Origin of the sequence: Microvirga pakistanensis, assembly GCF_004458765.1 — a bacterium.
GTDB lineage: Bacteria > Pseudomonadota > Alphaproteobacteria > Rhizobiales > Beijerinckiaceae > Microvirga > Microvirga pakistanensis.
The window spans coordinates 20276-45500 of sequence record NZ_SPJX01000387.1 but is presented as its reverse complement, the minus strand read 5'-3'; the positions used below and the strand labels follow the sequence as shown (position 1 = coordinate 45500).

Annotated in this window: 18 protein-coding genes and 3 pseudogenes; 7 read left to right on the top strand and 14 right to left on the bottom strand. The window is 59.9% G+C overall.

Annotated elements, in window-relative coordinates:
- Positions 1 to 194: 194 nt before the first annotated feature.
- The 3 genes from E4K09_RS30730 to E4K09_RS18870 form a co-directional block, all read right to left on the bottom strand.
- On the bottom strand, positions 195 to 527 hold the full coding sequence (locus tag E4K09_RS30730; protein WP_134499299.1) for an MliC family protein: 333 nt from the start codon (positions 525 to 527) through the stop codon (positions 195 to 197).
- A 93-nt stretch (positions 528 to 620) separates the two neighbouring features.
- Positions 621 to 1142, bottom strand: a complete 522-nt coding sequence (locus E4K09_RS18875) for a DDE-type integrase/transposase/recombinase (RefSeq protein ID WP_204985759.1) — start codon at positions 1140 to 1142, stop codon at positions 621 to 623.
- 405 nt (positions 1143 to 1547) lie between these two features.
- A complete protein-coding gene (locus tag E4K09_RS18870) occupies positions 1548 to 3467 on the bottom strand; it encodes a transglycosylase domain-containing protein (protein WP_134499298.1) in 1920 nt (639 codons plus the stop codon).
- Positions 3468 to 3772: 305 nt separating this feature from the next.
- Between E4K09_RS18870 and E4K09_RS18865 the strand changes: the two are divergent.
- Positions 3773 to 3895 (top strand): annotated as a pseudogene (locus E4K09_RS18865) (IS6 family transposase); the annotation flags it as partial.
- A 236-nt stretch (positions 3896 to 4131) separates the two neighbouring features.
- Here the strand turns inward: E4K09_RS18865 and E4K09_RS18860 are convergent.
- Complete coding sequence (locus E4K09_RS18860; protein WP_244610589.1) at positions 4132 to 4653, bottom strand: FecR family protein; 522 nt, start codon at positions 4651 to 4653, stop codon at positions 4132 to 4134.
- A gap of 289 nt (positions 4654 to 4942) precedes the next feature.
- A complete protein-coding gene (locus E4K09_RS18855) occupies positions 4943 to 7432 on the bottom strand; it encodes a tetratricopeptide repeat protein (RefSeq protein WP_134499297.1) in 2490 nt (829 codons plus the stop codon).
- 616 nt (positions 7433 to 8048) lie between these two features.
- On the opposite strand from E4K09_RS18855, the pseudogene E4K09_RS18850 reads away from it, so the two are divergent.
- From E4K09_RS18850 to E4K09_RS18840, 3 genes and pseudogenes are all read left to right on the top strand, one after another.
- Positions 8049 to 8417 (top strand): annotated as a pseudogene (locus tag E4K09_RS18850) (IS6 family transposase); the annotation flags it as partial.
- 96 nt (positions 8418 to 8513) lie between these two features.
- Positions 8514 to 8717, top strand: a pseudogene (locus E4K09_RS30350) (NAD(P)-binding domain-containing protein); the annotation flags it as partial.
- Positions 8718 to 9417: 700 nt separating this feature from the next.
- Positions 9418 to 10107, top strand: coding sequence for a CBS domain-containing protein (locus tag E4K09_RS18840; RefSeq protein ID WP_134499296.1), 690 nt, complete (start codon positions 9418 to 9420; stop codon positions 10105 to 10107).
- 61 nt (positions 10108 to 10168) lie between these two features.
- Here the strand turns inward: E4K09_RS18840 and E4K09_RS18835 are convergent, their stop codons facing one another.
- The 8 genes from E4K09_RS18835 to E4K09_RS18800 all read right to left on the bottom strand — a co-directional run bounded on the left by E4K09_RS18835 (position 10169) and on the right by E4K09_RS18800 (position 18847).
- Entirely contained in the window at positions 10169 to 11182 is a 1014-nt protein-coding gene (locus E4K09_RS18835) for an AbrB family transcriptional regulator (protein WP_134499302.1), read from the bottom strand.
- A gap of 340 nt (positions 11183 to 11522) precedes the next feature.
- The gene (locus E4K09_RS18830; RefSeq protein WP_244610588.1) at positions 11523 to 12548 is read right to left on the bottom strand and encodes a YeiH family protein; all 1026 of its coding nucleotides are present in this window, start codon (positions 12546 to 12548) and stop codon (positions 11523 to 11525) included.
- A gap of 95 nt (positions 12549 to 12643) precedes the next feature.
- A complete protein-coding gene (gene metK / locus E4K09_RS18825; protein ID WP_166802404.1) occupies positions 12644 to 13810 on the bottom strand; it encodes a methionine adenosyltransferase in 1167 nt (388 codons plus the stop codon).
- Between the two features lie 91 nt (positions 13811 to 13901).
- Complete coding sequence (locus E4K09_RS18820) at positions 13902 to 15416, bottom strand: tripartite tricarboxylate transporter permease (RefSeq protein ID WP_134499293.1); 1515 nt, start codon at positions 15414 to 15416, stop codon at positions 13902 to 13904.
- A gap of 10 nt (positions 15417 to 15426) precedes the next feature.
- Entirely contained in the window at positions 15427 to 15930 is a 504-nt protein-coding gene (locus tag E4K09_RS18815) for a tripartite tricarboxylate transporter TctB family protein (protein ID WP_166802403.1), read from the bottom strand.
- Between the two features lie 29 nt (positions 15931 to 15959).
- Positions 15960 to 16946, bottom strand: a complete 987-nt coding sequence (locus E4K09_RS18810; RefSeq protein ID WP_134499291.1) for a Bug family tripartite tricarboxylate transporter substrate binding protein — start codon at positions 16944 to 16946, stop codon at positions 15960 to 15962.
- Positions 16947 to 17196: 250 nt separating this feature from the next.
- A complete protein-coding gene (locus E4K09_RS18805; RefSeq protein WP_134499290.1) occupies positions 17197 to 17946 on the bottom strand; it encodes an SDR family NAD(P)-dependent oxidoreductase in 750 nt (249 codons plus the stop codon).
- Positions 17939 to 18847 (bottom strand): HpcH/HpaI aldolase/citrate lyase family protein, encoded by a 909-nt coding sequence (locus E4K09_RS18800; RefSeq protein ID WP_134499289.1) that lies wholly within the window; start codon positions 18845 to 18847, stop codon positions 17939 to 17941. The genes E4K09_RS18805 and E4K09_RS18800 overlap by 8 nt, the downstream gene beginning before the upstream one ends.
- A gap of 618 nt (positions 18848 to 19465) precedes the next feature.
- Between E4K09_RS18800 and E4K09_RS18795 the strand changes: the two genes are divergently transcribed.
- Genes E4K09_RS18795 through E4K09_RS18785 form a run of 3 tightly spaced genes read left to right on the top strand, consistent with a single transcriptional unit; the run spans position 19466 to position 24305 of the window.
- The gene (locus E4K09_RS18795) at positions 19466 to 20542 is read left to right on the top strand and encodes a mandelate racemase/muconate lactonizing enzyme family protein (protein ID WP_166802402.1); all 1077 of its coding nucleotides are present in this window, start codon (positions 19466 to 19468) and stop codon (positions 20540 to 20542) included.
- 17 nt (positions 20543 to 20559) lie between these two features.
- Positions 20560 to 22095, top strand: a complete 1536-nt coding sequence (locus E4K09_RS18790) for an acyl-CoA carboxylase subunit beta (protein WP_134499287.1) — start codon at positions 20560 to 20562, stop codon at positions 22093 to 22095.
- Between the two features lie 8 nt (positions 22096 to 22103).
- Positions 22104 to 24305, top strand: a complete 2202-nt coding sequence (locus tag E4K09_RS18785; RefSeq protein ID WP_166802401.1) for an acetate--CoA ligase family protein — start codon at positions 22104 to 22106, stop codon at positions 24303 to 24305.
- Between the two features lie 27 nt (positions 24306 to 24332).
- Here the strand turns inward: E4K09_RS18785 and E4K09_RS18780 are convergent, their stop codons facing one another.
- Positions 24333 to 25199 carry a TrmB family transcriptional regulator gene (locus E4K09_RS18780; RefSeq protein WP_134499286.1) on the bottom strand — a complete coding sequence of 289 codons (867 nt, stop codon included), beginning with the start codon at positions 25197 to 25199 and terminating at the stop codon, positions 24333 to 24335.
- Positions 25200 to 25225: the final 26 nt, after the last annotated feature.

Genomic DNA, 25225 nt, shown 5'->3' with positions numbered 1-25225 from the left:
TTGGTCGTTCCGCTGACGCCCCATCATCGCTGCGTCTCCCCGCAAATCCTAACGAGAACGGAATCATACCCCTCGCGCCGACACAACCGAGTTCTTCAACAGCATCGGTCATTATCTGTCTTTGGAAGTGGGGCCACGAAGGTCCGCCCACCACGCACTCTCAGACCTTGGGCCGGCTCGTCGGAAAGCCTCGCCTAGCTGCTGGTTCGGCAGGTTGTCGATTTACCCGCTCGGGTCAGAGTTGCCCCCTCCCCTTTGATCCAGAACTCGACGTCGCCCTGCATATACCGGCCTCCATCCGCAGAGAGGGCCTGCGGGAGCGTCGTCTCAGTTGAGGATCCGGCATCGACGAGCTTCACTGATCCCAGTGAGGTGCTTGGGGGAGAGAACATGGCTTGTAGCTTTGTGCCATCGGCGCAGGTGTAATGAACAGGCTTAGGGTCCTGGCCCGTCGCTCCATGGGCGACGCCTACCAGAAACAGCGCGGTCAATAGCGCGCAGCCGAGGGAAGGTGTCGAACAATTCATGAGACATTCCCTTCTCTACTACCCGCCTTCAGCAACGCTACATTAATGCAGTTTTGCCATCCCGAACGGATCTATTGCAATTTCTGACGTCATTCAAGCGAAGGCCAGATCGGAACTCAGGTTAGGCAGCAGCGCTGAATATGTGAGTAATGAAATCATGCTGAGCCTCATGTTGTTCGCTGGTACACTGACGACCTGCGTCTTCCGGATCATTTCCATAGCCTCATAGCCGGCAATCGTCCGCGAGGTGGACGTGAAGCTCTTGAAGCCCAGCCCTGGACGGACCAGCCGCTTAATGCGCCGGTGATCCTGCTCGACGATGTTATTCAAGAACATCACCTGCCGGAGTTGGGCAAAGCGCCAGAGTTTTCCACGCAGCTTCATGGCTTTTGCCGCGTTTAGATAAGCAGTATTCTTGTCGACCGCGATCGCCCGCGGATTGACGGTGTGCGGCAGCCGCCTTGCGGGAGAGCCGCCAGGCGGCTGCCGCATCCCGCTTGGGTGAGAGCAGGCAGTCGATCGTCTGCGCGCTGGCATCAACGGTCTGTAGAGATAGACCCATTTACCCTTCAACCGAATATATGTCTCGTCCACCCTCCTGTATTCGTTCGTCATGCGGCAGGTGCGGATGGATGCGCCTGTCGATCTCGGGTGCATAAGCCTGAATCCAGCGAAAGAGAGTCGTGTGGTCCACGTGAATGCCGCGGTCAGCCAGCATGCGTTCCAGATCACGATAGCTGATCGGGAATTGCAGATACCAGCGCACCGCTCATAGGATGATCTCCACAGTGAACTGCCGGCCCTTAAACGGGTCCTTGTTATTGTGCTTCACCGTTGCCCCCTTAGCACCCTCACGTCATAGCTAGGGCAGGCGAAGCTTCAAAGCTGCAACAGAACCCGTCGCAGGAGCTTCCGACAAGCAGAACGGCGAACACGCAACAGACATAACGGATGAGCATCATGAGCACCCGAGATCGAGCTGTTAGTGGCGAGAATAGATTCCGCCCAGATTCGCGTGGCTCAAGTCTTTTTCTCGCTGAGAGGCCCTTCCTGAGTTGATGAGCTATTAGGCAAGGTCATAGTCTGCGGGAGGTAAGAGAGCCAATCAACGATCCTGCCCGGCCCAAGCTCTCTCTTTGCACGTGCGCTTGCAAGCCGCTGCTTCTCCAATCTCTGCTGGCGCTCAGCCCATTCGTTCACGGCAGTGGCAACGCGCCCGAAGTAAGCAGCCGGTGCACCCGCACCCGCAACAGCGTGTCCCGTCTCACCGCGACGGCGGCCCATCCAAACGCCAAGCACCCGCTGCTCGCTCCAGCCGATAAACCAGGCATCGGCGTTGCCGGTTGAGGTGCCGGTCTTCCCGTAGGCAGCCCAGCGCTTCAACTGCGCCGCGCGCCCGGTCCCACTCTGGACCACTTCACGCAATACTGCCTGGGTGGGCGGAACGCATTTCTCCGGGATGACCCTCTTCTTCATTGGAGTGAGAAAGTCAGCTCGGACTTGGCCGCGGCCATCAACCACCGCCAGCACGCCCGATGGAGTGATGCGGTAGCCGCCATTGGCCACAGCTGTGTAGGCTGCCGTCATGGCCATGACATTGCTCGAGTGCGAGCCGAGGATAAAACCGGCATCAACTGCGTGGCCCGGATCAATCCCAATGCGCCGGCCGACCCCAGCGACGGTGTCAGATCCGATCTCCTGCGTCAGTCGCACAGCCGCGGCATTGCGCGATGACGCAATCGCCTCCTTCAGGGTCGTCTGCCCGCGATAGCCCAAGTCGCCGTTCGCCGGCCAGCTCCCTCTGACCGGCTGGTCGATGACCAGGCTCTCGGGAGATTTGCCGGCCTCGCAGGCGGCAACCAGCAGCGGCAGCTTGGCTGTTGAGCCAGCCTGTACGCGAGCCTTCACGGCGTTGTTGAACTGCCGCTGGGACCAGTTGACGGAGCCGATCATCGCCTGCACCCGCCCATTGGGCGCCATCATCACTGCGCCCGCATCATATTGGAGCGGCACGGCTCCTTCCTTGACCAGCCTGCTGAGCTGTTGCTCCGCAATATGCTGGACGCGCGGGTTCAGGGTGACAAAAAAACGGACCGTCTCGCCCGGCTGCACGTACTTGTCGGCCCAGGTCTCCACCACCCACTCAGAAAAGGCCTGCGGCTGGATCTTGAACTCCGGCAGCACCCCGGGGCGGATGCCAGCCTTCTCAGCCTGGCGCCGCTCTCTATCAGTGATCCGGCCCTGCTGGGCCATGAGATTCAAGACCAAAAGTGCCCGTTCGTGTGCCCGCTCCCGCGTCTTTTCGCGAAGCGGATTGAGCCGGGCCGGCGCCTTGACCATGCCGGCCAGCAGAGCGGCCTCGTACAGCGTCAGGTCCTTGGGTTCTTTGCGGAAGTAGTGCCGGCTCGCCCGGTACAGCCCGACGATATCGCGTCCACCGAACTCGATCTGATTGAGGTAGGCGGCCAGAAGTTCCTCCTTGCCGACGGCCTCATCAAAAAGGCCGGCGTACCAGACCTCCGCACCTTTACGCTCGAGACGCGTGAGCACGTCACTGGCGCGCAGATCGTGGAACACTAGGTTTTTGAGCAATTGCATCGGGATCGTGCTGCCACCTCGGGTGAGGCCGCCTTTGAGCACGGACAGCAGCGCGGCAACATCAACGCCGCCGTGGTTGAAGTAGCGCTTATCCTCGACGGCGACGATCGCCTTCTTCATCACCTCAGGGATCTCTGAAGGTGAAAGAATGACTGGGCAGCGGCAGTAGGCGTCCCATCCCGTCCTGGTGCGGGTGACCATTACCTGGGGCGAGGCCACCAGGAGGCGCAGGGATCGAGGCTGGAGATCCCAGAAGTGAACCGGATCTGCGGCCTGTGCGATGGGTGAGTGGGAGAGGCTGGCGAGCAGGAAAGCAGTGGCAAGAGCCAGAGCGCGGGTCATTTGAGGCCCTGTGACGCGCCGACCGATTCGGCGCTTAGGCCCTCAACAAACAAGAAAACTATGGCCGAAACCGGTATGATGTTACTGCCAAGTTAAGTTGCTGTGTCTCAGGGCTCTATAGTCCGCTCGCACTATTGCCTTAACGAAGGGACACAGCCTCACCTCGTGCTTCTCGCCTTTGTTGAGCGGCACCACCTCTGAACGTGGATGTGTCGCAAATGTTTTGTTTCAGAGTTTCATCTGCTGAGATCTCGGTCGCAGTAGTGGAGGACGTGGTGTTCAAGGGCGGGAATTTCGACCGATCGATGATCCCGCTCTGCGTCCAGTGGTATCTGGCTTACGGCCTGAGCCTGCGGAACCTGAAGGAGATGACGGCCGAGTGCGGCATCTCGGTCGATCATGCGACCATTCACAGGTGGGTTATTCGGTAATCACCCGAACTGCTGGACACTCCGTGGGCAATGATCTGGGGCGGGAAGCGATGGCGTTTGTAGCTGACAGGCTTGATCATGCCACCCCGTCTAAGGCCTCTCTCCATCCTCGGGTTAATGTGACACCACCCGCATTGTGCCCGACGGCATTTACAGCAAGCAAGCCAAACATTTTAGGTTAGCCGCGGTACGCTGCCGGTCACCTGGTTCAGCCCAAAGCAACGCTATTGGCATCACCGCCCGAAACGACCCAAAAGGGCAGAGGCACGCGCGGCAGGCCAACGTCGAGCTGTCAAAGGCGCTACGCCTAGTTCTACATCAACACCTTGGCCCGGTTCGAGATTGACGCTCTGCCCAGAGTTGGATCTGGCGCCTCTGGGAAGGTTGGCGCGCCGGACAAAGACGAGACCACTGACCACGAAGACCGCTGTCTTGCCGCCGCTGACGTCAACCGCCCACTGAGTGCCGCGCGCTGTGGCGACTGTCTGTGGCGTCAAGATGCGGAAAGGTAACCTGCCGGAGCGCGCTGGTGCATCAACGAAAAGCGCACCGCTTTCCAAGTTGGCCGCATCAGGCTGGCCATCCTGATTACGATCCAAGAGCGTATACTTGGCGCCTGCATCGGCTTCGATGGTCAGGCCGTCCGGGCAGCGCACGATTTGCCGCTTTGGAGCGTCCGCTGGCTGCGGTGGACACTGAGTTCCTTGAGCTAACGACCCGCTGGGAATAAACAGACATGTGAGACTTGCGAGCATCATGAGAAGCGGCGCGCCAGCAGGAAGGTGCATTAGATGATCGGCGAACCTCGGCTTCGTCATGGAAGTTGTCCTAGAAGCAACCTGTGAACATCATCAACTCAAGAATTAATTGGTTGAGGAATAATCGGATATCTCAAGTTAAAGATACTTGAACTGTTCCATGCTCAAATCCGATAGGAGAAAGTAAGTTCTCTTCACTTGAAGATAGCACTCAAGCAGGCCTGATGGTCACGCTTCCTTCGGGTTGGGAACATAGAAAGGTTCGTAAACGCCTCCCCCAGCGAGTTTATCCCAAACCGTGAGTGCGTCTGAGTGCTTCTGCTTCCTCGTAGCGGCCTAATTTCCCCAGCAAGCACGACAGATTGACGAGATACGTTTCGAAATCTGGGTGTTCACGACCGAGGCTCTTCTGGCCGATGTCGAGGGCCTCCCTGAACAGCGTCTCCGCTTCGGAATAACGGCCAGAGGCATAGTAGAGGTTGGCAAGATTGTTGAGCCAAGTGGCGACCTCGGGATGCTCGCGGCCGAGATTCTTTTCACTGGCTGCAAGTGCTTCCTTGAATAGCGCCTCCGCCTCAGTATAACGACCAGTCTCACTGTAGAGGTTGGCGAGATTGTTGAGACGGCTGGCGACATCGGGGTGTTCCTTGCCGAGGCACTTCTCGGCAATAGCAAGTGCCTCCTGGAACAGTGTTTCCGCCTCGGCGTAACGGCCAGAGGCGTAATAGAGGTTGGCCATACTGTTGAGCCAGGTGCCAACATAGGGATGCTGGCGGCCGAGGCTTTTCTCGCCAATGGCAAGTGCTTCCTTGAACAGAGGCTCCGCCTCGGCATAGCGGCCAGTTTCACTATAGAGGTTAGCAAGATTGTTGAGCCAGATAGCGACATCGGTATGCTCGCGGCCGAAGCTCTTCTCACTGACTGCGAGCGCCTCCTGGAACAGCGATTCCGCCTCGGAATAACGGCCGGTGTTGCTATAGAGAAGGGCGAGATTGTTGCGCCCGGCTGCGAGATCGGGATGCTCGCGGCCGAGGCTTTTCTCGCCAATGGCAAGTGCTTCCTTGTACAGAGGCTCCGCCTCGCCGTAACGGCCACGCCCATGAAGATAACTGCCAGCATTGTTGAGAAGCTCAGCCAGCTCCGCCGAGCCTGAGCCCTGATGGATCAATTCGCGCAGCGCCAGCACATGTGGCAGGAGCGCAGCACACCGAGGCCACGTGCTAGTCTCTCTGTAGCCTGTCTTCGGGAAAGTCCCGACGAGTCGGCGGATCACTCTTTCGACAGTTGCTGCTATCTCGGCTCGGACAGTGAGGCGTCCACGCATGGCGGCTTGCACGAGACGGTGCAAGGAAATCGCGGGCTCGCCACCATCTAACTTCGAATGCTGGATAAGCGATACGGCCGTGAGGGCTATCAGCGCCTCAGCACACTCGTCCTCATCCGAGATCTCACCGGTGATAAGATCGAGCGGAATGGCCTCCGGCGCTAGAAAAGCGCAGAAACCGAGCATGGTTTCAGCAGCGGGCTGTTCGATCACGGCTTTGTCGATGGCAAGCCCGAAGGTCGCCGCAACACTTGCCGGATAGGCTGCACCCTTTGGAGACTTAGAAATATACGCGTCGATCTTCTCGCGATAGGCGTCGAAGCTCACGCCGCTTAGACGGCAGTAAGCACCCGCATGGTCCAGCGCTAGCGGCAGATAGCCGAGCGACTCAGCCAGCCGCGCGGCACCCGGCTCATCCACGCGCCCTGCCCGCTTCTGTAGGAGGTCCACAGCCGCCTCGCATCCGAGTGCATCCAGCTCCATCTCCGCCGCCCGACCACTCCAGTCCGTCCATCGTGTTGTCAGCAGAACTCGTGCCCCTGCCGAAGGCAGAAGGTTGTTGAGCACATCGGGGGATTCGACATTATCGTAGATAAGCAGGTACGGCACAGCCGAACGAGCGAGATAAGCCAGACCTGCGTGGGCAGCCTTCTCCTGGTCGGCTTCCTCGGCGAAGCGCAAATCGAGCCGGCCCGCCAACGCCGCTAGGCTGGCGAGAAGAACGGTCCGGCTCTCCGCTGGGGCCCACCAGACGCCAGCATATTCGCCGCCATGGCGCTGAGCATATTCAGCCGCAAGGGAGGTTTTGCCGATTCCGCCAAGACCGCAAATCGCAACCTGGGTGATAGCAGGTGTCTGCTCGGTGCTCATAAGCAACTGATGGAGCTTGGACAGACGGCTTTCTCGTCCGGTGAAGTTGAGATCTCGCTGCGGCACATTGAAGATCTTGGGCCGGCGGGCTGCTGTCGGGGGGTGTCCTTCGGCTGCCGCGAGGATGCGCCCCTTGCGCTCTTCGGGGTCCGTGATACCCACGAGATCGCCATAAACGACACCAGCTAGGAGACCTTCAGGCGCGACATCCTCAAGACGGAGGACGACAAGGCGGCGTTCGCCGCCGGCCCTGGCAGCGGCGGCCAGGAAGTTGGTCAGCTCCGCAAGGGTGAAATCAGACGCATCATAGTCCTTGGTCAGCAGTACGATGAAATGGCGGCAGTGCTTCAGCGCCCTATGTATAGCGGCGAGAAAGTTCGCCGTATAGGGAATGTCGAAGTCTTGGACGAAGGCCGTGTAGCCCGCGTCGATCAGAACCTGGGCGACCTCTTGTGCGATGAGCGCATCGGCGCCGCGTCGGCTTACGAAGTAGTCAGTAGAGGGCCCTACTCCGATGGATGTGCTCTCAGTGTTCTTGCCGCCGGACGATCCGGATGAGCCCCTCACGCTGGGATCGGTCATACCTCACCGCCTTTTCTCGGCTGACGTGGATCGGTAATCTCACCAGAGAAACACAATAGGGAAGCGAGCCCTGATCAACAAGCGAACAACCCCGGGGCCGCCAGTTTATACCGGGAAGAACCGAGTTTGCGAGGAGTTGGCGCATGGAGGTCCGATCTCCTAAAGTCCGGAGGCTGAGATCATAGACCAGGTCCCGTCAGACGCAGAGCAGGATCACAGGTCGACCAAAATGCCTGCCCTTGAACACGGCACTCCCCATCGCTGAGCCCAGAATGGGTTGGCTGAAACTCTGAAACAACAAATTTGCGACGGATCCGGGTATCGGGGTCAGCTAACGACGATGGCCTCTCACGGGTTGTCCGCGTCCATCGATTGTGACGTCGTAAGATCGAACTGTGGCTCGACCCAGCAGTACGCGGCGTACCGAATCTCAGACCGAGCGGAGTGCGGCGGCGGTTACGCAGGCAGCAGTGGGCGGCCGACCTGTTCGAACGTGACACGTATTCGCACCAGTTTGCGGCCTTGGGTGAGCCGACGAGGCAGCAAAAACGGACCTGCCGCAAACCCTTCCGTAACTGAGTTCGGTATACGCCTCGGGCATGCTCCAGAGGTGCAGATTTTCAAAGGCCGTCACGTCGATCGCTCGGTGATCCTGCTGTGCGTCCGGTGGTACCTCGCTTACGGCCTGAGCCTGAGGAACCTGGAAGAGATGATGGCCGAGCGGGGCGTGGCGGTGGATCACGCCACCATTCAGCGCTGGACCGTCCACTACGCTCCGCTTCTGCTGGAGCAGTTTAACCCACGCAAGCGAGCCGTCAGCCGGACGTGGCATGTTGATGAGACGTATGTCAAAGTTCGCGGTCGCTGGATGTACTTGTACCGCGCCATCGACGGCCATGGCGACACGGTCGAGTTCTGGTTCAGCGAACGGCGCAATGTGACTGCCGCCAAACGGCTCCTGCGCAGGGCGCTCAAACGCCATGGAGATGGTCCACATTTCGTCCATCAGCATCCATCATAATTCATCAAGGCACATGAAGAATAACAAAGATTAGGACCATACATCTCAGTATAGGTAGCCCCCTTCGGCGCCAAGAATGCCGCTCTATCGATCATGGTCCGGGGGAGACAGGGATGCCTTCGAGCGCGTCGAACCGTATTTCCGTGCCATGGGCACGACGATTACCCACGTGGGTGAGACCGGGCCGGGCAGACGGTCAAGCTCTGCGGCCAGCTCGTTTGCGCCATCAACATCCAGGCCATATGCGAAGCGCTTGCTCTTGGCTAGGTCTCCGGCGTGGACCTCGACCAGCTCCGCAATGTACTCTCGGGCGGTTTACGACTAGGCTGCACGAGCGGTAATCGCAAGCGGAACCGATGGGTTCGTGACGGGGCAGTTAATTTCCAGCGATCTACGCCGAAGTCATGATCTATTCGAATACCAGATATGCAAACATCGGCATTTTGCGCTGCAGCGGAACACTATAGCCCATCTCGTAAGCCGCAAAAACGTCTCTTCCTTTCCAAAGTCGCCAATCAAACATGATTATTCTCAACGCACTTCGTTTTGTACGGCTTCTGTACACCGATGTTATTGAGATGCAGAAGACCATCAAAATACGCTATCCAAAGCTGCGCAACGATCACGCGTGGTAATATGAAAACGGTCCAGGAGCGCGCGCTCCGTTACGAGCTTCAACTGCATCACATATAATCAATGATCCTGCTCTTGCCGGTCGATAGGCATGAGCGCATGACTCTTAACCAGCAAGAGGTTTTATAAACTTGAGTGCGCCACTCGAACAGATGAACGCGCTCATCAGGAGAGGTCGTGGTTAGCCCTTAAGACCAGCCTTGGTAGCTTGTCACTGAATGGCAAAGCAAATACTTATATTGAGATCGCCTCTTTCATCGCAGCAGGAGGTGACCAGACGCTCAGAGTGGGCGTTGTTCCAGCGACTTGCGATCTGGGACGGGAGAATGTCATGTTAGTCGCCGCCGATGTGATGACTACTGACGTCATCAGCGTGTCGCCGGAAACCCTCGTCCAAGACGTTGCGAAACTGCTTTATAAACATCGTATTAGTGGTCTCCCCGTCGTCGACGATGAAGAGCGCGTCATAGGGATCGTCAGCGAAGGAGATCTTATCAGGCATGTCGAAGCCATCGGTGAGCAGCGCAGATCCTGGTGGCTCGCGCTTTTCTCAGACGAAACCGCGTTGGCGCGCGACTACGCCAAGATCCACGGACGCACCGCGCGGGATGTCATGACGCCCAAGGTCATTGCTGTGGACGAGGCGACGCCGGTTGCCGAAATCGCGATGCTCCTCGAGCGTCATCGGATCAAGCGCGTTCCAGTTCTGAGTGAAGGCAAGTTGATCGGAATCGTGACCCGAAGCAACCTTATTCAGGCACTGGCGACCGCTGATGTCCATGAAACGGTCGATACCGGAGACAGCACCATTCGTGAGCAGCTCATTAAGGAGCTGAAGGCGCAGCCATGGGCCCGCCTCGCAATGGTAAACGTGGCCGTCAAAGACGGTATTGTTCACCTTTTTGGTCTCGTAAGGACAGATGAAGAGCGTAACGCCATTCGGATTGCTGCCAAGAACATATCCGGCGTGAAGGGTGTCGAGGACCACATCAAGCGCTGGAAGCCCATGAACGATCTCTAACTCAACTCTCCCTCGAAAGAGGCTCATGATCGCTGGAACTACGACAGCCGGCTCCCCTACTCTAACGACGCTCAAGAATGGTGAACGCCGGTCCGGCGCCAATCATGACGAAGACAACCCGAATGATGTGATGAGTGGCAACGAAGGCTACATCAATTCCCAGCGATAAGGCCACGAGGCTCATCTCCGCCAGCCCCCCAGGCGAATAGGCGAGGGCAAGAGGAACAAAACTGTAAGCCGAACTGTGGCTGATCCCAGTGGCGAACAGGAATGTGATCAACAGCAGAATGAACGTCGATCCCAGCGAAAGGACGAGTATACGTACAATCTCGCTTGGCGACGTTCCGGCGAAACGGCAGCCAATGGTGGTTCCGAGAACGACTTGAGCCACGTTGACAATTTCATAGGAGGGCACGAAGTGCGTCCACCCGAGTGTGTGGACCGCAGCGCTCACCATCATAGGGCCGAGGAGAAGCCGAGCCGGCAAACGCAGAATATGACCGATGATTGCGCCTGCCGCGACACTCAACAGGAGCCATGCGTGACTGGTCCATGGCGCATCGACTACAGAAAGGCCGACCTGAGGGCGCGCCCCTAGCGAAACGCCGCTCATGAGTTGCATCAGGAACGGCAGTGTGAGAACCACGAGAAGCACACGGGCCGAATGGACAAGAGCGATTTTACCCGCATCCCCACCCTTGTGCTCACCCAGGATCACCATCTCAACGAGGCCACCTGGCATTCCCGCGAAGAACGCAGTTGGGACATCGAACCCTGCAATGCGCCTGAAGTAAGTCACGCAGGCAGCGCCACTAACGATAATGAACCCCGCAAGACCGATTATGGTAGAACCCCACGTGGCGATGCTTCCGAGGGTCTGCGAGGTGAAGCCTGTTCCCAGCATGACCCCGATCACCATGGTCATCGGAGGGCGAACAACCGCTGGAGCCCCGATCGGCACTCGCAAGATGGCCGCAACCGTGCATGCTGTCATGGAACCCAGCATCCATGGAAGGGGTAGCCTCAATGAAGCGAACAGCCATCCTCCGAGCGCTCCAAGGGCTATCGCAACCATAAAGCGCCGGTACCCGAACTCGTCGGGCGAGAAGCCTCGCACCCAAAGCTGCAGTACGTCAGCAAACTTTCCGATAACGGTCGTGATACTCGAGTTCACTTGCCAAGACTCTTTCTCTCTTCGCTCTCTGGAGAGAACGTCTACCCGAAGGACGGTGCATTGCCAACGCTGTCCTGTTTTGCTGCATGGATCCGGTTTGCGCGATCCTGGCAGCACAATCTTGATACAAAAGCCGGAGTCGACCGTGACAGGATCCGAAGAGAATCTGCCGCTTCAGCCGAAACGGCACTGAGAGCGCGCGGGAGCATGGACAGTACATCGACGCGAAGAGTAGACCCGGTTAGAGAACGAGCAACCCTACAGTCACTGTGATCAGGATGACCAAAGTCGTTCCCGTGAAGACCGCGATGTGACGCCAGCCAATGCGCAGGAGAGACGTCAGCGAGGTGCCAAGCCCCAATGCCGCAATAGCAATCAGCAGGCCCCAGCTGGAAAGCTGGATGAGGGCGGCCTTGATTGGAGCATAGACAGGCAGGAGATCCGGGGCGAGCGGCATCATGCTGTTGACGAGACTAAAGCCGAGGAAAGCGAGTGCGAAGACCGGCACTGGCACCTTAGCCGCGGCGTGCTCAGTGCCGCTGCGGGTGAACCACCAGCCGATCGCCAGCACGGCTGGAAGGAGCAGGAACACGCGGAAGAGCTTGACGATCACCGCCGTGTTGCCGACGGGCTCAGACACCGCATAGCCGGCTCCGACTACCTGGGCCATATCATGAATCGTGGCTCCGAGCATGAAACCTGTCGTCTGTGAGTCTAGGCCGAGCAGAACGCACAGCGGCGGGTAGAGGATCATGACGAGGGTCGAGACGGCGTTGGCGGCCACGACCGTGAACGCCACATCCGCTCCCTTCTGCGAGTAGGACGGCACTACCGTCGCCGTCGCGAGCGTAGCCGACGCACCGCAGACGGCCGTGGCGGCGCCGGCGAGCGCCCCATAGCCGTCGCCTACCTTGAACCACCGCGCCAAGTAGACGCCAGCAGCAATCGTCACTGACATGGCGGCAATCATCAGCAGGGCGGATGAGAGGCCGAGCTCGATAATATCACTGAGCGCTATGCGCACCCCAAGTAAACCGATGGCGATGCGCAAGAGCTTCTTGACGCACCAAGTGATGCCTGGTTGGAGTGCAGGCCGCGATGCCAGACCATTGAGGGCGATCCCGATGATGAGGGCGATTACAATGGCCGGTAGCGTGTACGACCAGCCTGTCGCCTCCTTGAGGGCTTTCGCGAGGACAGGTTCGGCAAAATACGAGCCCGCCGCCACCCCAGCCGAAAGGGCGATGCCGGGACCGAGGCTGCGCATCGTACCCACGACTCCCTCTGTTGATTCTTGGATGGTTGTGGCGGCTTTCGACATTATTGCTCCAAACCGTTCGGGATATATGCGGAGATGGATTGTTAGATCGCGCGCCGGAGAAGATCGACGAGATCCAGCCTTTCCCACGTAAATGATCCATTCTCGTCCCCTGCCCGCCCGAAATGACCATAGGTGGCGGTAGGTAGATAGATAGGCCGGGCAAGTTCCAAGCGATCGATGATACCCCGTGGCGTGAGATCCACATTCTCCCGGATCGCCTTGCTGATCCGCTCGGTCGGGACATGATCGCCACCCTCGGCCTGAACGTAGATCGAGACTGGCTCGGGAACGCCAATTGCATAGGCGAGTTGAATGAGGCACCTTTCCGCGAGCCCGGCCGCGACCACGTTCTTGGCCAAATGGCGCGCCGCATAGGCGCCGGAGCGGTCGACTTTGGTCGGATCCTTGCCGGAGAATGCGCCGCCGCCATGCAGAGCCGCGCCGCCATAGGTGTCTACGATGATCTTGCGGCCGGTCAGGCCCGTATCGCTCTCGGGACCGCCGACGACGAAGCGACCAGTCGGATTGACCAGAACGCGCTCTGCCCCTGAAGCCCATTGTTGACGGAGCGTGTCGTTCAGAACAGGTAGGACAAGCTCCCGCACGTCGTCCTGAGACAAGTCCGCACGATGATGGGTTGATACCACGACCGTATCCACGCCGATCGGCTTACCAAGCTCATAGCGGACGGTGACCTGTGATTTCGCATCGGGCAGGAGGCCGGCGATGCGACCAGACTTGCGAGCGGCCGCCAGATTCCGCAGGATCTGGTGCGCGAGGACGATTGGAGCCGGCATTAACTCCCTTGTCTCGTTGCAGGCATAGCCGAACATCATGCCCTGGTCACCCGCGCCCTCGCTGCGGCGGTTACCCGCGTCCACTCCCCTGGCAATATCCGGCGACTGGTTGTGTACGAGGACAGAGATGTCGATGTTTCGCCAGTCGAAACCCGGAAAGTCGTAGCCGATGCCCCGCACCGTCCGCCGTGCGATCTCCTTGAGTGCCTCTGAGTCCAGCTGCGCGGTGCTGCGAACTTCGCCGGCAAGAACGATGGTGTTCCTCGTGCAGAGTGTCTCAAGTCCTACCCGCGAGTCTGGATCCACCCGGAGGTAGGCATCCAGGATCGCATCGGAAATCTGGTCGCATACCTTGTCCGGATGTCCCTCCGAGACGGATTCGCTGGTGAAAAGAAAATTGTTGGCTTGCAGCATGGTCTCAATCTCATGGTCGTTGAGCAACGGGCACCTTCATGGCGGGGCGACAGCCTGCGGCCCTCCGCCTTTGTTGAGCGTTCATCCGCTAGGCGGCCTTACCAGGGTAGGCCGCTGCCTTCACCGCGGTCCTTCGGCGTCTACGCACGGTCTGGATCAGCGGCAATACGAATACGATCAGTGAAATGGCCAAGCAGATGGCCGAGATCGGATGGGAGACGAAGACGGTCATCTCGTCGCCCGACATCACGAGGGCCCGTCGAAAATTGGATTCCATCATATAGCCGAGAACGAGGGCGAGAATGATGGGCGCCGGCTCGATATGCACCTTGGAGAGGCCGTAGCCGATGATGCCAAAACCGACGGCAACCCAGATCGAGAAGATATCCTTGGACTCCGAGAAGGTGCCAAGGAGACAGACGGCGCAGACGATCGCTGCGATCACACCGCGTGGAATCTGCGTTAGGCGGACCCACAGCCGGGTGCCATAGAGGCCGAGCAGGACCATGAATGGCATGCCAACCAGAAGTGAGATATAGATGGAGTAAGGGATCTCGGGGTGCTGGGTGAAGATTAGAGGTCCGGGAGCGACGCCGTGGATCGCCAACGCGCCGATGAGAACGGCGGTGCTGGCCTTGCCCGGAATGCCAAGCGCCAGCATGGGCGCCAACGCGCCCGGCATGCAGGCGTTGTTCGACGTCTCAGCAGCCACAACGCCCTCGGGATTGCCGCTGCCAAAGCTGTCCGGGTCTTTGGAGAGCCGTTTCTGCACCGTGTACGCGACGATGGAAGCAATGGTGGCGCCGGCCCCGGGAATGACACCGACAATGTAGCCGATGAACGTACTGCGGACCATGTTGCCCATGTGCGGCTTCATCAATCCGAGCTGGCCGTTAACACCCGGGATGTCACGCATCGGCGTGGTGGGCTCATCGGTCGTCTCCAGCATGCGCAGCACCTCGGACAAGGCAAACAGACCGATCAGAGCCGACACGAACGGGACACCGCTGAGGAAGCCGTCGTCGAAAACGAAGCGTGGCAAACCATCGACGGGATCCGTTCCGATTGTGGTCAGAAGCAGACCGAACAGGAGTGCGACGAAACCGCGGATGATGGAGCTCCCCGACAGGGTGGAGATAAGGCTCAGCCCAAGGACCGCGAGCGCAAAGTACTCTGCGGGCCCAAACGCAAGCGCGAACTTGGTCATCCAGCTGACGGAGAAGATGAGAAGGATCGTGCTGAGGACGGAGCCAAAGGCAGACCCCAGGATAGACAGAGTGAGCGCGTGGCCGGCCTCGCCTCGCTTGCGCATCGGATACCCGTCGAGGGCGGTGATCGCCGCAGACGGCTCGCCCGGGGTGTTGACGAGAATGGCCGGGATGGCGCCCGAATATTCGGAGGCCATGTAGACAGCGATCAACATGACCACCGACACCACGGGGTCGAGGCCGAACGTAAACGGAATGAGCAGGGCCATGCCCACGCCCGCCGAGAGGCCGGGCAGCGCACCGACGAGATAGCCGACGACAACGCCAGCGAAGAGACCGGCGATGACCTGCCACGAGGAGAACGCCGCCAGCCCAGCTGTGAATCCTTCGAGCATCAATGACCTCTCATGGGAGCGGGGTTTGCAGGATCATCTCGAAAATGATCTTGGTGAATAGGAGAAAGCCGGCCACGCAACCACCGACAAGAAGCGGGCGATTGATGTCCGCAAGATAGAGAAACGCCGTGAGGAAAATCCCCATCGCGATGTAGTAGCCCGCGTAGGACATCATCAGCGGGAAGGCGATGAGCAGAAGTGCACCGATCAGGACGTGAAGAGGCCGACGAATCGTGGAGGACTCGCCGGCATGACCTGTCGCCAAGCGCAAGACTGCTCCACCGACAAGGCCCAGTGCGCCGAGGAGCAGAAGAAAGGCCAGCCCCTTGGGGAAGTCGGCCGCGCCGATGGCAGTGCCCGAATAGTCCGGCAATCTTATCGCCTCGACCATGAACCAGGCTGCAATGCCTGCAAGTCCAAGTCCGGCGACTATGTCGCCGAGCTCGGATCTAATGGTGATTTCCTTGGCGGGTGGCAGCGAATCCTCGTGCATGACGTGATCAGCCAAATTCATGGGTATGGCCTTGTCTCTCACCATTGGTTTCATCGCTCCAGAGAGAGCGACTGCATCCACTGCTTGGTCAATACATCCTGCTGCTTGGCATATTCGGCGAACTCCTTCGGGCCGAGGAAAGCGGGAACGAGCGAGGACTCGTTGATGTAAGCCTTCATGTCAGGCGTCTCGAGCGCCTGCTTGATAGCGTCCGCGAGCTTCGCCTTGACCGAGTCGGGCATGCCCTTCGGTCCAATGACGCCGCGCATCTGCTGCCAAGACGTATCCGCCTTGTAGCCTTGTTCGGCTAGGGTGGGAGCATCGGGAAGTTGGGGCACACGCTCGTCGGCCATGACTCCAATCACGCGCATGTTGCCGGCTGCCACATGGTTCTTGACGAGGTCAACGTAGGCAATCGCCACTTCCGCATGGCCCCCAAGCACAGAGGTCACAGCGTCACCCACACTGTCGAATGGCACCCAACGCACTTTGTTGGATTCGAGATTGGCGGCCTTTGCCATGATTTCCCAGGCGAAGTGGCCGCCAGAGCCGCGCACGAATCCTGCCATCACTACGCTGCCTGGCTTGGCATTGGCAGCGTCGACGAGATCCTTCATCGTCTTCAGCTTACTGTCATTCCGGACGACGACGAGGTAAGGTTCGTTCACCAGCCGTGCGATCCAGTCGAAGCTATCGACATCGTATTGCTTGAGAGTCTGATTGAAGGCTCCGATATGCGTGCTCGTCACTGCTCCAATCGTGTACCCGTCTGGCTTGGCCTTCTTCAGATCGGCCAGCTGTGCTGCACCGCGTCCACCGGCCTTGTTCTCGACCGGCAGCGGAACCCCCAGGGTCTTCTCCAGCACCGTGGCGAGTTTGCGCGCCATGATATCTGTCGCCCCACCGGGAGAGACGTGCAGAATGTAGCTAATGGGACGCTCAGGATATTCCGCTCTCGCTGCTGCCGAATTCGCGATGAGGGCAACGGTGAGAGCCGCCGTAGAAATAAAACGAAGCAACATGTTGGTTTCCTCCATTGAGCCTTTTTGCTGGAGGCCTGCTTGGCTGCCGGCTCGTTGCTGTTGGGGCTCCCTGACGCGTGAGCGAATAGCCCTGTTTCACGGTGCATATCCTCGCCGCACCGGCCCGCTTTGCTGAAACTTGAGTATACCCTTCACCTATCTTGTACTCCGGATCATGAAGAGTAGTTGCGATTGATGCAACCATTTATTTCCATGGTCCGTTGGCTGCGTGATCTCCTTGAGCTGAGCCTTCTTGAGAATCCCGTCAGCCTCCCATGTGCCAACCGCCGTTCACATGCAGGATCTGGCCGGTCATGAAGCGAGCCGAGGGACCGGCAAGAAAGCGGGCCGTCCGAGCGACCTCGTCGGCCCTGCCTGGACGGCCAAGGGGCACCGGCCGCGTGCGGAAGTGCTCAGGTACGCCGCCCGTGCGGGCAGTCTCGATGTAGCCTGGTGAGATGCAATTGACTGTTATTCCAGAAGCGGCGAGTTCGGCAGCTAGCGCTCGGGTCAGACCGGTAACACCCGCTTTGGCGGCAGCGACATGGGCACGATGGCTCACCCCAGCATGGGCCGCGACTCCGCCCATCATGATGATGGAGGCCGCATCGCTTTGACGCAGATAAGGAAGGGCCGCCTGCGAGCACAGGAACGACGCGTCAAGTATGCTCGACACCACCCGCCGCCACTCATCGTAGCCGATCTCAGAAATTGGACTGTCGGAGCGCAGAGCTGCGTTGTTTACGAGAACGTCGAGTGATCCAAAATGCTCGATGCAGGCTGCCACCAAGCCCTTAGCGCCTTCGGGATCCGTGATATCGGCCAAGTGCACGGCGGCACTTCCGCCACTGGATCGAATGATGGTGGCCGTTTCCTCTGCCTCGGTCCGTGAGCTCTTAGCGCCGATCAAAACGGACGCGCCGCCCTCCGCCAGCGCAAGGGCGACGGCGCGGCCGATGTTCTTTGCGGCGCCAGTGACGATGGCAACCCGGCCCGACAGTTCACGATCATCCATTTTGAAGCTCCTGGGCGGACGGCGTTTCCTTGTTCAGAGCACTGACCGTGAGTATGCGGCGCGCAATGTCGAGATGCAGTCGCTCGACCATCTGGCCGTTGACCTTGACGACACCGACATTCGCGTGAGCCGGATCATCGAAGGCAGCTTTGACCGATTCAGCCCATGCCACTTCCGCTTCGGTGGGCGAGAAGATCCTGTTGCAGGTGTCTACCTGCTTCGGATGAATCAAGGTCTTTCCGTCCATGCCGAGATCCCGCCCGATTTCGCATTCGCGGCGGAAACCTTCGTCGTCCTCAAGATCATTGTATACGCCGTCGAGGATTGCCAGCCCGCTGGCCCGTGCGGCGGCAATGCAGTTCATGAGCCAAGGCAGGATCGCAGAACGGTCCTTACCTAGCCTGACGCGAGTATCCTTGGCGAGATCGTTGGTGCCCATCACGAACACCGCAAGACGATTGCCCTCGCCGCGTGTGGTATCGGCGATGGCAAGCGCATTCAGCATTGCTCGGGGGGTCTCCATCATGGCCCAGATCCGGATGGTCTTCGGCGCAGCCTGCCCGTCCATCAGTCGCGCCACAGCCACGATGTCGTCCGGGGTCTCCACCTTGGGAATCAGGATTGCATCAGGACAAACCGCGCAGGCTGCCGCAAGATCATCGGCGCCCCAGGACGTGGAGAGCGCGTTGATGCGGATGACGGTCTCATGGCCGGGGTAGTTCCGGGCCTTAACAGCCTCGCAGACTTGACTGCGAGCCCGCACCTTCGCATCCGGCGCAACGGCATCCTCAAGATCGAAGATCAGGGCGTCCGCCGAGATCTCACGGGCTTTCTCGAGCGCGCGGGCGTTCGACCCAGGCATATAAAGGGCGCTCCGGCGTATCAATTCGATCACAGTCATCTCCTGGAAAGAGCATCACTCATCAAGTCGGTTCAGTTGGACCGTCGGTGCGCGACGGTGGTCCTGAAGGAAGGCGGCGCGCTCGTCCCGGCTATTTCGACGATTCCGGCGGCCCCGGTGGCAAAGTAGCAGTTGGCGGCATCCAACTCGCTCGCGCGCCGATAAAGCGGCAACAAGAGACGCGCGATTAGGAGATTGGCCAAGGCGGCAAGTGAAATGACGGAACCGGCCCCCGCGATGTCGTCCGCGATGGCTAAGGGGACGATCGGACCGATGGCTGTACTGGCGAGAGCCAATCCTAATCAATAGCCTACCGATGGGGGCGATTGACCGATGCCAGAATGCTTCAGCGCCCTCATCGCTAATGCCGCACCCGTCATCCAGGCGACCGTCTGCCCGAAGGCGGAGGCTAACACTCTGCCAAACGTAGCGGTCAACACGCGCATAGAACAATCGAAAATCCATTGCGCATCCAGTGCCTTCACCAGTGTTTCACGGTTCGCCGGAGCGGTACGCCCGCCCATATTGCAAATACTAGAATGACGTAGTAGCAATAACAACCACTAAATGCCCGAGCCGACAAGAACCCTGTTTCGAAGCTGCGCAAGAGGTCGATTCATGCCTGTCGTCAGCCGTGTGACCCTCCGGCATCTCAAGATGCCCCTGGTCAGGCCCTACCGTCTCTCCTACCGGACGTTCGAAGAGTTCGAGCCTTATCTCGTTGAGATTGAGGACAGCGACGGCCGCTCCGGCTTCGCCGATGCGCATATCTCGCCAGGCTCGAGCAGCGAGACCCGGGAGGGCGGCTGGCGCTTCGCGTGCGAGCGCATTGAGGAGATCCTCGGGCTCCCCAGCGGAGCCGCGAAGGACCGCTTGCTCGCCCGGTTCCCTGAGAGCAAGGCCGCCACGACGGCGCTCGTCAGCGCCATTGAGGTGATGGAGCGCAATGTCAACCTGCTGGTCACCCAACCTGTGACCTTGCCCCTCCTCGTGCCGGTGAACGCCCTATCGCCGGGCGATGTCGGCCAGGAGGTGGAAGATCTCCTGGCGAAGGGGTTCACAACCTTAAAGGTCAAGGTTGGCAAGGACGTTGACGCGGATCTGAGCCGGATCGCCGCCATCCAGGACGCTTCACGGGGCCGAGCAACCCTGCGCCTCGATGCGAACCGCGCCTATACCCGGGACCAGGGCGTTGCCTTCGCATCGAGGCTGTCCCCGGACGCCATCGAGCTATTCGAGCAGCCCTGCGACGCGGACGACTGGGACGCCAATGCAGCGGTTGCAGCCGCCTCGCGCGTGCCGCTGATGCTTGATGAGCCGATCTGCACGCTCGCCGACATCGAACGTGCGGCTACGATCGGGAATGTCGGCTTTTGCAAGCTGAAGCTCAAACGCTTCGGGGGTCTTGATCGGCTGCGGGAAGGCCTGGACGCAGTGCGGGCCCGAGGCATGCAGCCGGTCCTCGGTGATGGCCTAGGCAGTGAGGTGCAGGGCTGGCTCGAAGCCTGCGTCGCCACGCATACCGTCGACAATGCTGGCGAATTCAACGGCTTCCTGAAGCCTCATGACAGGTTGTTCGAGAACCCCCTGCCCTTCTCCAACGGCTCCATCCACTTGCCGGAAGGGTACTGGCCTCGCCTCGACCGAGCGGCGGTGGACCGCTTCACCATCGAAAAGCGCACCTTTCACACATAGGAATCGGAGAAACATCAATGGCACACGATACGATGCTCGCCGAACTCGACCGCCGCAGAGGAGCGGCCCGGCGCATGGGAGGCGAGGACAAGCTCGCCAAGCGTAGGGATCGGGGACAACTCAATGCCGAAGAACGCCTCAGTGTGCTCGTAGACAAGGGCAGCTTCATGGAGGTGGGGCTTCTCGGAGCGTCCGGCGTTTTCGAGTCGGACATCCCGTCCACGCCACGTGACGGCAAAATCACCGGATTTGGCAAAGTCGACGGGCGCGATATCGGCGTCGTCGTCAACGACTTCACGACAAAAGGCGCCTCCACCAGCGCGACCAACTCCAAGAAGATGGGCTATATCCGCAAAGTATGCACCGAGAAGGGGATGCCCTTCGTGCATATCGGCGAGTCGACGGGCGCCCGCCTTCCCGATGCCATGGGTTCGAAAGGAATGGGATCGCTGCTCGGCAACGACCCGACCCAGTTCCGGCGCATGCGCGACACCCCCTGGGTGGCCGCCGCGCTCGACACCTCCTTCGGATCGTCGGCCTGGCTGTGCTGCTGCGCGGATTATGCTGTAATGAAGAAGGGCTCGATCATGTCGGTGTCGAGCCCGCGCCTCGTCTCGATGGCGATCGGCGAGAAGGTCGACTTGGAGGAGCTCGGCGGGTGGCGGCTCCATGCCGATCAGACCGGCCTCATCGACCACTTCGTCGATACAGACGAGGAGGCGATGGTGGCCATCCGGCACTTCCTGTCCTATATGCCCTCCCATAACGGTGAACTGCCGCCCGTCGCGCCCGTTGCGGAAGGATCAGGCGAAGGCCAGGAGCAGATCCTCGACATACTCCCTGAGAAGCGCACGCAGGTCTACGACATGAAGAAGATCATCAAGATCATCTTCGACCGTGACAGCTTCCTCGAAATCAAGCCGCGTTTCGGCAAGCCTGCAACGGTGGGCTTGGCGCGCCTCGACGGCAAGACGGTTGGCGTGATCGCCAACAATCCGCAAGTGGGCGGCGGCGCGCTCTCCGCGGAGGCCTGCCGCAAGATCATCGATCTCACCGTGCTCTGCGACAGCTTCAACATTCCCATCATACGCTTGATGGACACCCCCGGCTTCGTCGTAGGCCTCGATGCTGAGCGACGCGGCGCTCCTGGGCACATCATGAATTTCATGAACGCCACGAGCCTGACAACAGTGCCATCGATCACCGTGATCTGCCGCAAGGCCTATGGCCGTGCCTATGTGGCCATGGGCGGCGGCGTTCAGAACGACACTATGGTGGCTTGGCCCACCGCCGAGGTAAGTTTCATGGACCCCGTCTTCGCGACCAACATCGTCAAGAATCTTGCACCGGGCCAGGAGGGTTTCGAGGATGCTCTCGCGGAGATCCAGAAGGATCTGGAGATTTGGGATATGGCCCGAATCTTCTCCGCCCATGACGTCATCAAGCCGCAGGAAACCCGCAACTATCTCATCCGGATGCTCGACATCCAGCAGCGCCGGCGCTCGAAGGGCCTTGGACAACATCTGATGCGCACCTGGCCCACGAGCTACTGAGGCAGATCATGAATCATCACGATATCAACAGCGCCACCGCCATCGTCGCCAAGGCCCGCACCGAAGGCCGCACGGCCCTAGACGAGAGCGCTGGCAAGACGCTCCTTGCGCGGTTCGGAATCCGCAGTCCGCGGTCAGCGGTCGCCGCCACCGCCAAAGAGGCGGTGGCTATTGCCGAGAAGCTGACGCCGCCCTTCGTGGCGAAGGTCGTTTCGCGCGACATCCTGCACAAGTCCGATGCGGGCGGCGTCGCCCTAAACCTAGCTGACGCTGCGGCGGTGGGTGCCGCCGTTGAGGCCATGCAGGTCAAACCGAAGATCGCGTCTGCCCAGGTCGAAGGCTGGCTTGTCGAGGAAATGATCCCCGCCGGACGCGAAGTGGTGGTCGGCGGCTTTCGCGACCCGCAGTTCGGCCAGATGATCATGGTGGGCCTCGGCGGCATCTTCGTCGAGGTTCTGAAGGACGTCGCCTTCCGTATTTGTCCAATCACCGCCAACGATGCACGCTCAATGCTGGCCGAACTGAAAGGCCACGAACTCCTCAAGGGAGCTCGCGGGGAAGCAGGTGTCGACGAAGATTCCCTCGTAGACCTGATGGTACGCATCGGAGGCGAGAGTGGCTTGCTGATGACATTGGCAGAGGAAATCGCGGAGGCGGATCTCAACCCGGTGATTGTCTCGACCAACGGTGCGATGGCGGCGGATGCGCGCTTCCTTCTGACCTCTGAGGAAAAGCATGCGGATGACGGCGAAGAGGCCGCACCCCACATACCGCCGCTCGAGGCGTTCAGGCCTCTGTTCGAGCCCAAGACAATCGCAGTTCTTGGGGCTTCGACAAAGGATGTTGCCATCGCCAACACGTTCATCCGGCGGCTGAAGGAATTCGGCTATGGCGGCGCAATCTATCCGATCCATCCGTCCGCGACTGAGATCGAAGGTTGCAAGGCCTATTCCAGCCTCGCTAGTACGCCCGAGCCCGTCGACTACGCCTATGTGGCAATCGGAGCGCAACGCATTCCAGACGCCATTGCCGAGGGCAAGGGACGCTGCCGGATTGCTCAGGTGATCTCCTCCGGTTTCGGCGAGGTGGAGGAAGGCAAGGAGCTGGAAAAGGACCTGCTGCGGAAGGCCCGGGCGGCCGGCGTTCGTGTGATTGGCCCCAACTGCCTCGGTACCTACTCGCCGCGCGGTGGGCTGACGTTCCCGTCTGGAGCACCGAAAGAGGTCGGACATGTGGGCGTCGTAGCCCAATCCGGCGGCCTGAGCACCGATATCATCAAGCGGGGGCAGTGGCGTGGCTTGCGGTTCAGCGGCCTTGTTACCATCGGCAACAGCGCCGATGTGACGCCACATGAACTGCTCGAGTACTACTTTTCGGATCCCCAGACCCGGGCGATCGGCCTCTACATCGAGGACGTAAAGGACGGCCGGGCCTTCTTCGAACTCCTGCGCTCGCCCCTTGCGACGAAGCCGGTGGTCATCCTGAAAGGTGGACGATCCAGCCAAGGCCGTATCGCAGCTGCGTCTCATACCGGTGCGCTCGCAGGTGATGACAAGGCATGGGATGCCCTGACGAAGCAGGCGCCGGTCGTGCTGGTTCCAACGGTGGACGCCTTCATCGACACGCTGCTCGCCCTCCAGCATCTGCAGCTTCGGCCGTCGAAGCCCACGAAGGCGGTGACCCTGTTCGGAAATGGCGGCGGTTCGAGCGTCCTCGGCACAGACGCCTTCGCGTCCGTCGGGCTCGATGTCTCGCCGTATTCCGGCCGGGCGCGGGACCTTCTGGAGGGCATGGGCCTGCCGCCCGGCACCAGCGTAGCCAATCCGATCGACACGCCGGTGCGGACGCTGCAAGAACGGGACGGCTTTGTAGCCGGCGAAATCCTGGACATCGTCTACGAGCATGCAGAGCCCGATGCGATCGCAATGCACCTCAACCTCGCAGCCTTCGTCGGCCGCGGGACGGTCGATCCCATCGACAACCTTTTCTCTGTCGTCGCGCAGGTGCAGGAAAAGTGGCCCGGCGTCGCCCACTTCGCGCTGGCCCTCCGGACCGACGGCTCCGTCGAATTGGACGAGCGTCGCCGTCACTACCGTGACAAGGCCAGGGCGATCGGCGTGCCGGTCTTCGATGAGATCGCCCCTATGGCCTTGGCTCTCGCCAATGTAGGCCACCTCGAGCGTCAGCTCGCCGCGAGAGGGAAAGTCTAGGAATGAACGGGACCGGGCTCGATGTGTTCAGAGCCCGGTCTTTTGCTTGAACGAGACGACCTGTTCAGGAGAGAAGCAGGCCATGCGCAGCGCCTTCAGATGCGGCCCGAACTCTGCATCGATCTGTGGTCCAAAGCGCGCGAAAATCTCGGCCATGTAGTAGTCGTGGCGGATAAGAGACTGCGCGAGGTTTACGATTGGCCGGTTGCGCGAATGGGCTGCGGTCACCTCACCGTCCATGGCAGCGGTCAGCATCTCGGTATGGTCAACGGCAACGGTAAAGAGATTATCCGCGCTTCCCATGCGAACGCCGCTTCCCTCATGGATATAAACTCGGCAGCGATCGGTGAAACGAAACTCGTCTGCATCGAACCCGAACAGGACGATCAGCGTCTCGACGCCACGCTCGGCGGCAGCCTTGAGGGCGGCCTTGTGCCGCCGCAGCACATCGTCGGCAGCCTTGATCCAGATCACTTTGCGGCTTTCGGAGATCAGATCACGGATCTTGTCATGGACTGCGAGATCACCGCGTAGAGTCCAGACATATTGGTCGTCGCTACTGGGAGCGATGACCGACAGACGCTCGGCAAGGTCATTGCAGAGGGTTTGCGTCTGTCGCGCGATGGTATCGAACAACTCGCTTGGCTTGGCCGCCACATAGCGCACCGGCGTCTCGCTGACCGGCAGCACTGCGGCACGCTGGGCCAGAGCCTCCAGCGCTTGGTACGTATTGGGTCGGGGCACGCCCGTGCTCTTCGAAATCTCGTAAGCGGTCGCAGGCGACTGGCGCAGAAGCTGGATATAGACCCGCGCCTCGTACTCCGTGAATCCAAGGCGTCTCAAATCGCCTGAGAGTTCATTTGATGTATGGGTAACTGCAAGTTTGCCGGCCACTAGGAACCTCCATTGCGAGCACCTTT

Bases quoted from the DNA above. Each gene is read 5' to 3' on its own strand.
- E4K09_RS30730 (WP_134499299.1), bottom strand. From the start codon at position 527: ATGAATTGTTCGACACCTTCCCTCGGCTGCGCGCTATTGACCGCGCTG.
- E4K09_RS18875 (WP_204985759.1), bottom strand. From the start codon at position 1,142: ATGACGAACGAATACAGGAGGGTGGACGAGACATATATTCGGTTGAAG.
- E4K09_RS18870 (WP_134499298.1), bottom strand. From the start codon at position 3,467: ATGACCCGCGCTCTGGCTCTTGCCACTGCTTTCCTGCTCGCCAGCCTC.
- E4K09_RS18860 (WP_244610589.1), bottom strand. From the start codon at position 4,653: ATGCTCGCAAGTCTCACATGTCTGTTTATTCCCAGCGGGTCGTTAGCT.
- E4K09_RS18855 (WP_134499297.1), bottom strand. From the start codon at position 7,432: ATGACCGATCCCAGCGTGAGGGGCTCATCCGGATCGTCCGGCGGCAAG.
- E4K09_RS18840 (WP_134499296.1), top strand. From the start codon at position 9,418: ATGTTAGTCGCCGCCGATGTGATGACTACTGACGTCATCAGCGTGTCG.
- E4K09_RS18835 (WP_134499302.1), bottom strand. From the start codon at position 11,182: ATGGTTGCGATAGCCCTTGGAGCGCTCGGAGGATGGCTGTTCGCTTCA.
- E4K09_RS18830 (WP_244610588.1), bottom strand. From the start codon at position 12,548: ATGCGCAGCCTCGGTCCCGGCATCGCCCTTTCGGCTGGGGTGGCGGCG.
- E4K09_RS18820 (WP_134499293.1), bottom strand. From the start codon at position 15,416: ATGCTCGAAGGATTCACAGCTGGGCTGGCGGCGTTCTCCTCGTGGCAG.
- E4K09_RS18815 (WP_166802403.1), bottom strand. From the start codon at position 15,930: ATGAATTTGGCTGATCACGTCATGCACGAGGATTCGCTGCCACCCGCC.
- E4K09_RS18810 (WP_134499291.1), bottom strand. From the start codon at position 16,946: ATGGAGGAAACCAACATGTTGCTTCGTTTTATTTCTACGGCGGCTCTC.
- E4K09_RS18805 (WP_134499290.1), bottom strand. From the start codon at position 17,946: ATGGATGATCGTGAACTGTCGGGCCGGGTTGCCATCGTCACTGGCGCC.
- E4K09_RS18800 (WP_134499289.1), bottom strand. From the start codon at position 18,847: ATGACTGTGATCGAATTGATACGCCGGAGCGCCCTTTATATGCCTGGG.
- E4K09_RS18795 (WP_166802402.1), top strand. From the start codon at position 19,466: ATGCCTGTCGTCAGCCGTGTGACCCTCCGGCATCTCAAGATGCCCCTG.
- E4K09_RS18790 (WP_134499287.1), top strand. From the start codon at position 20,560: ATGGCACACGATACGATGCTCGCCGAACTCGACCGCCGCAGAGGAGCG.
- E4K09_RS18785 (WP_166802401.1), top strand. From the start codon at position 22,104: ATGAATCATCACGATATCAACAGCGCCACCGCCATCGTCGCCAAGGCC.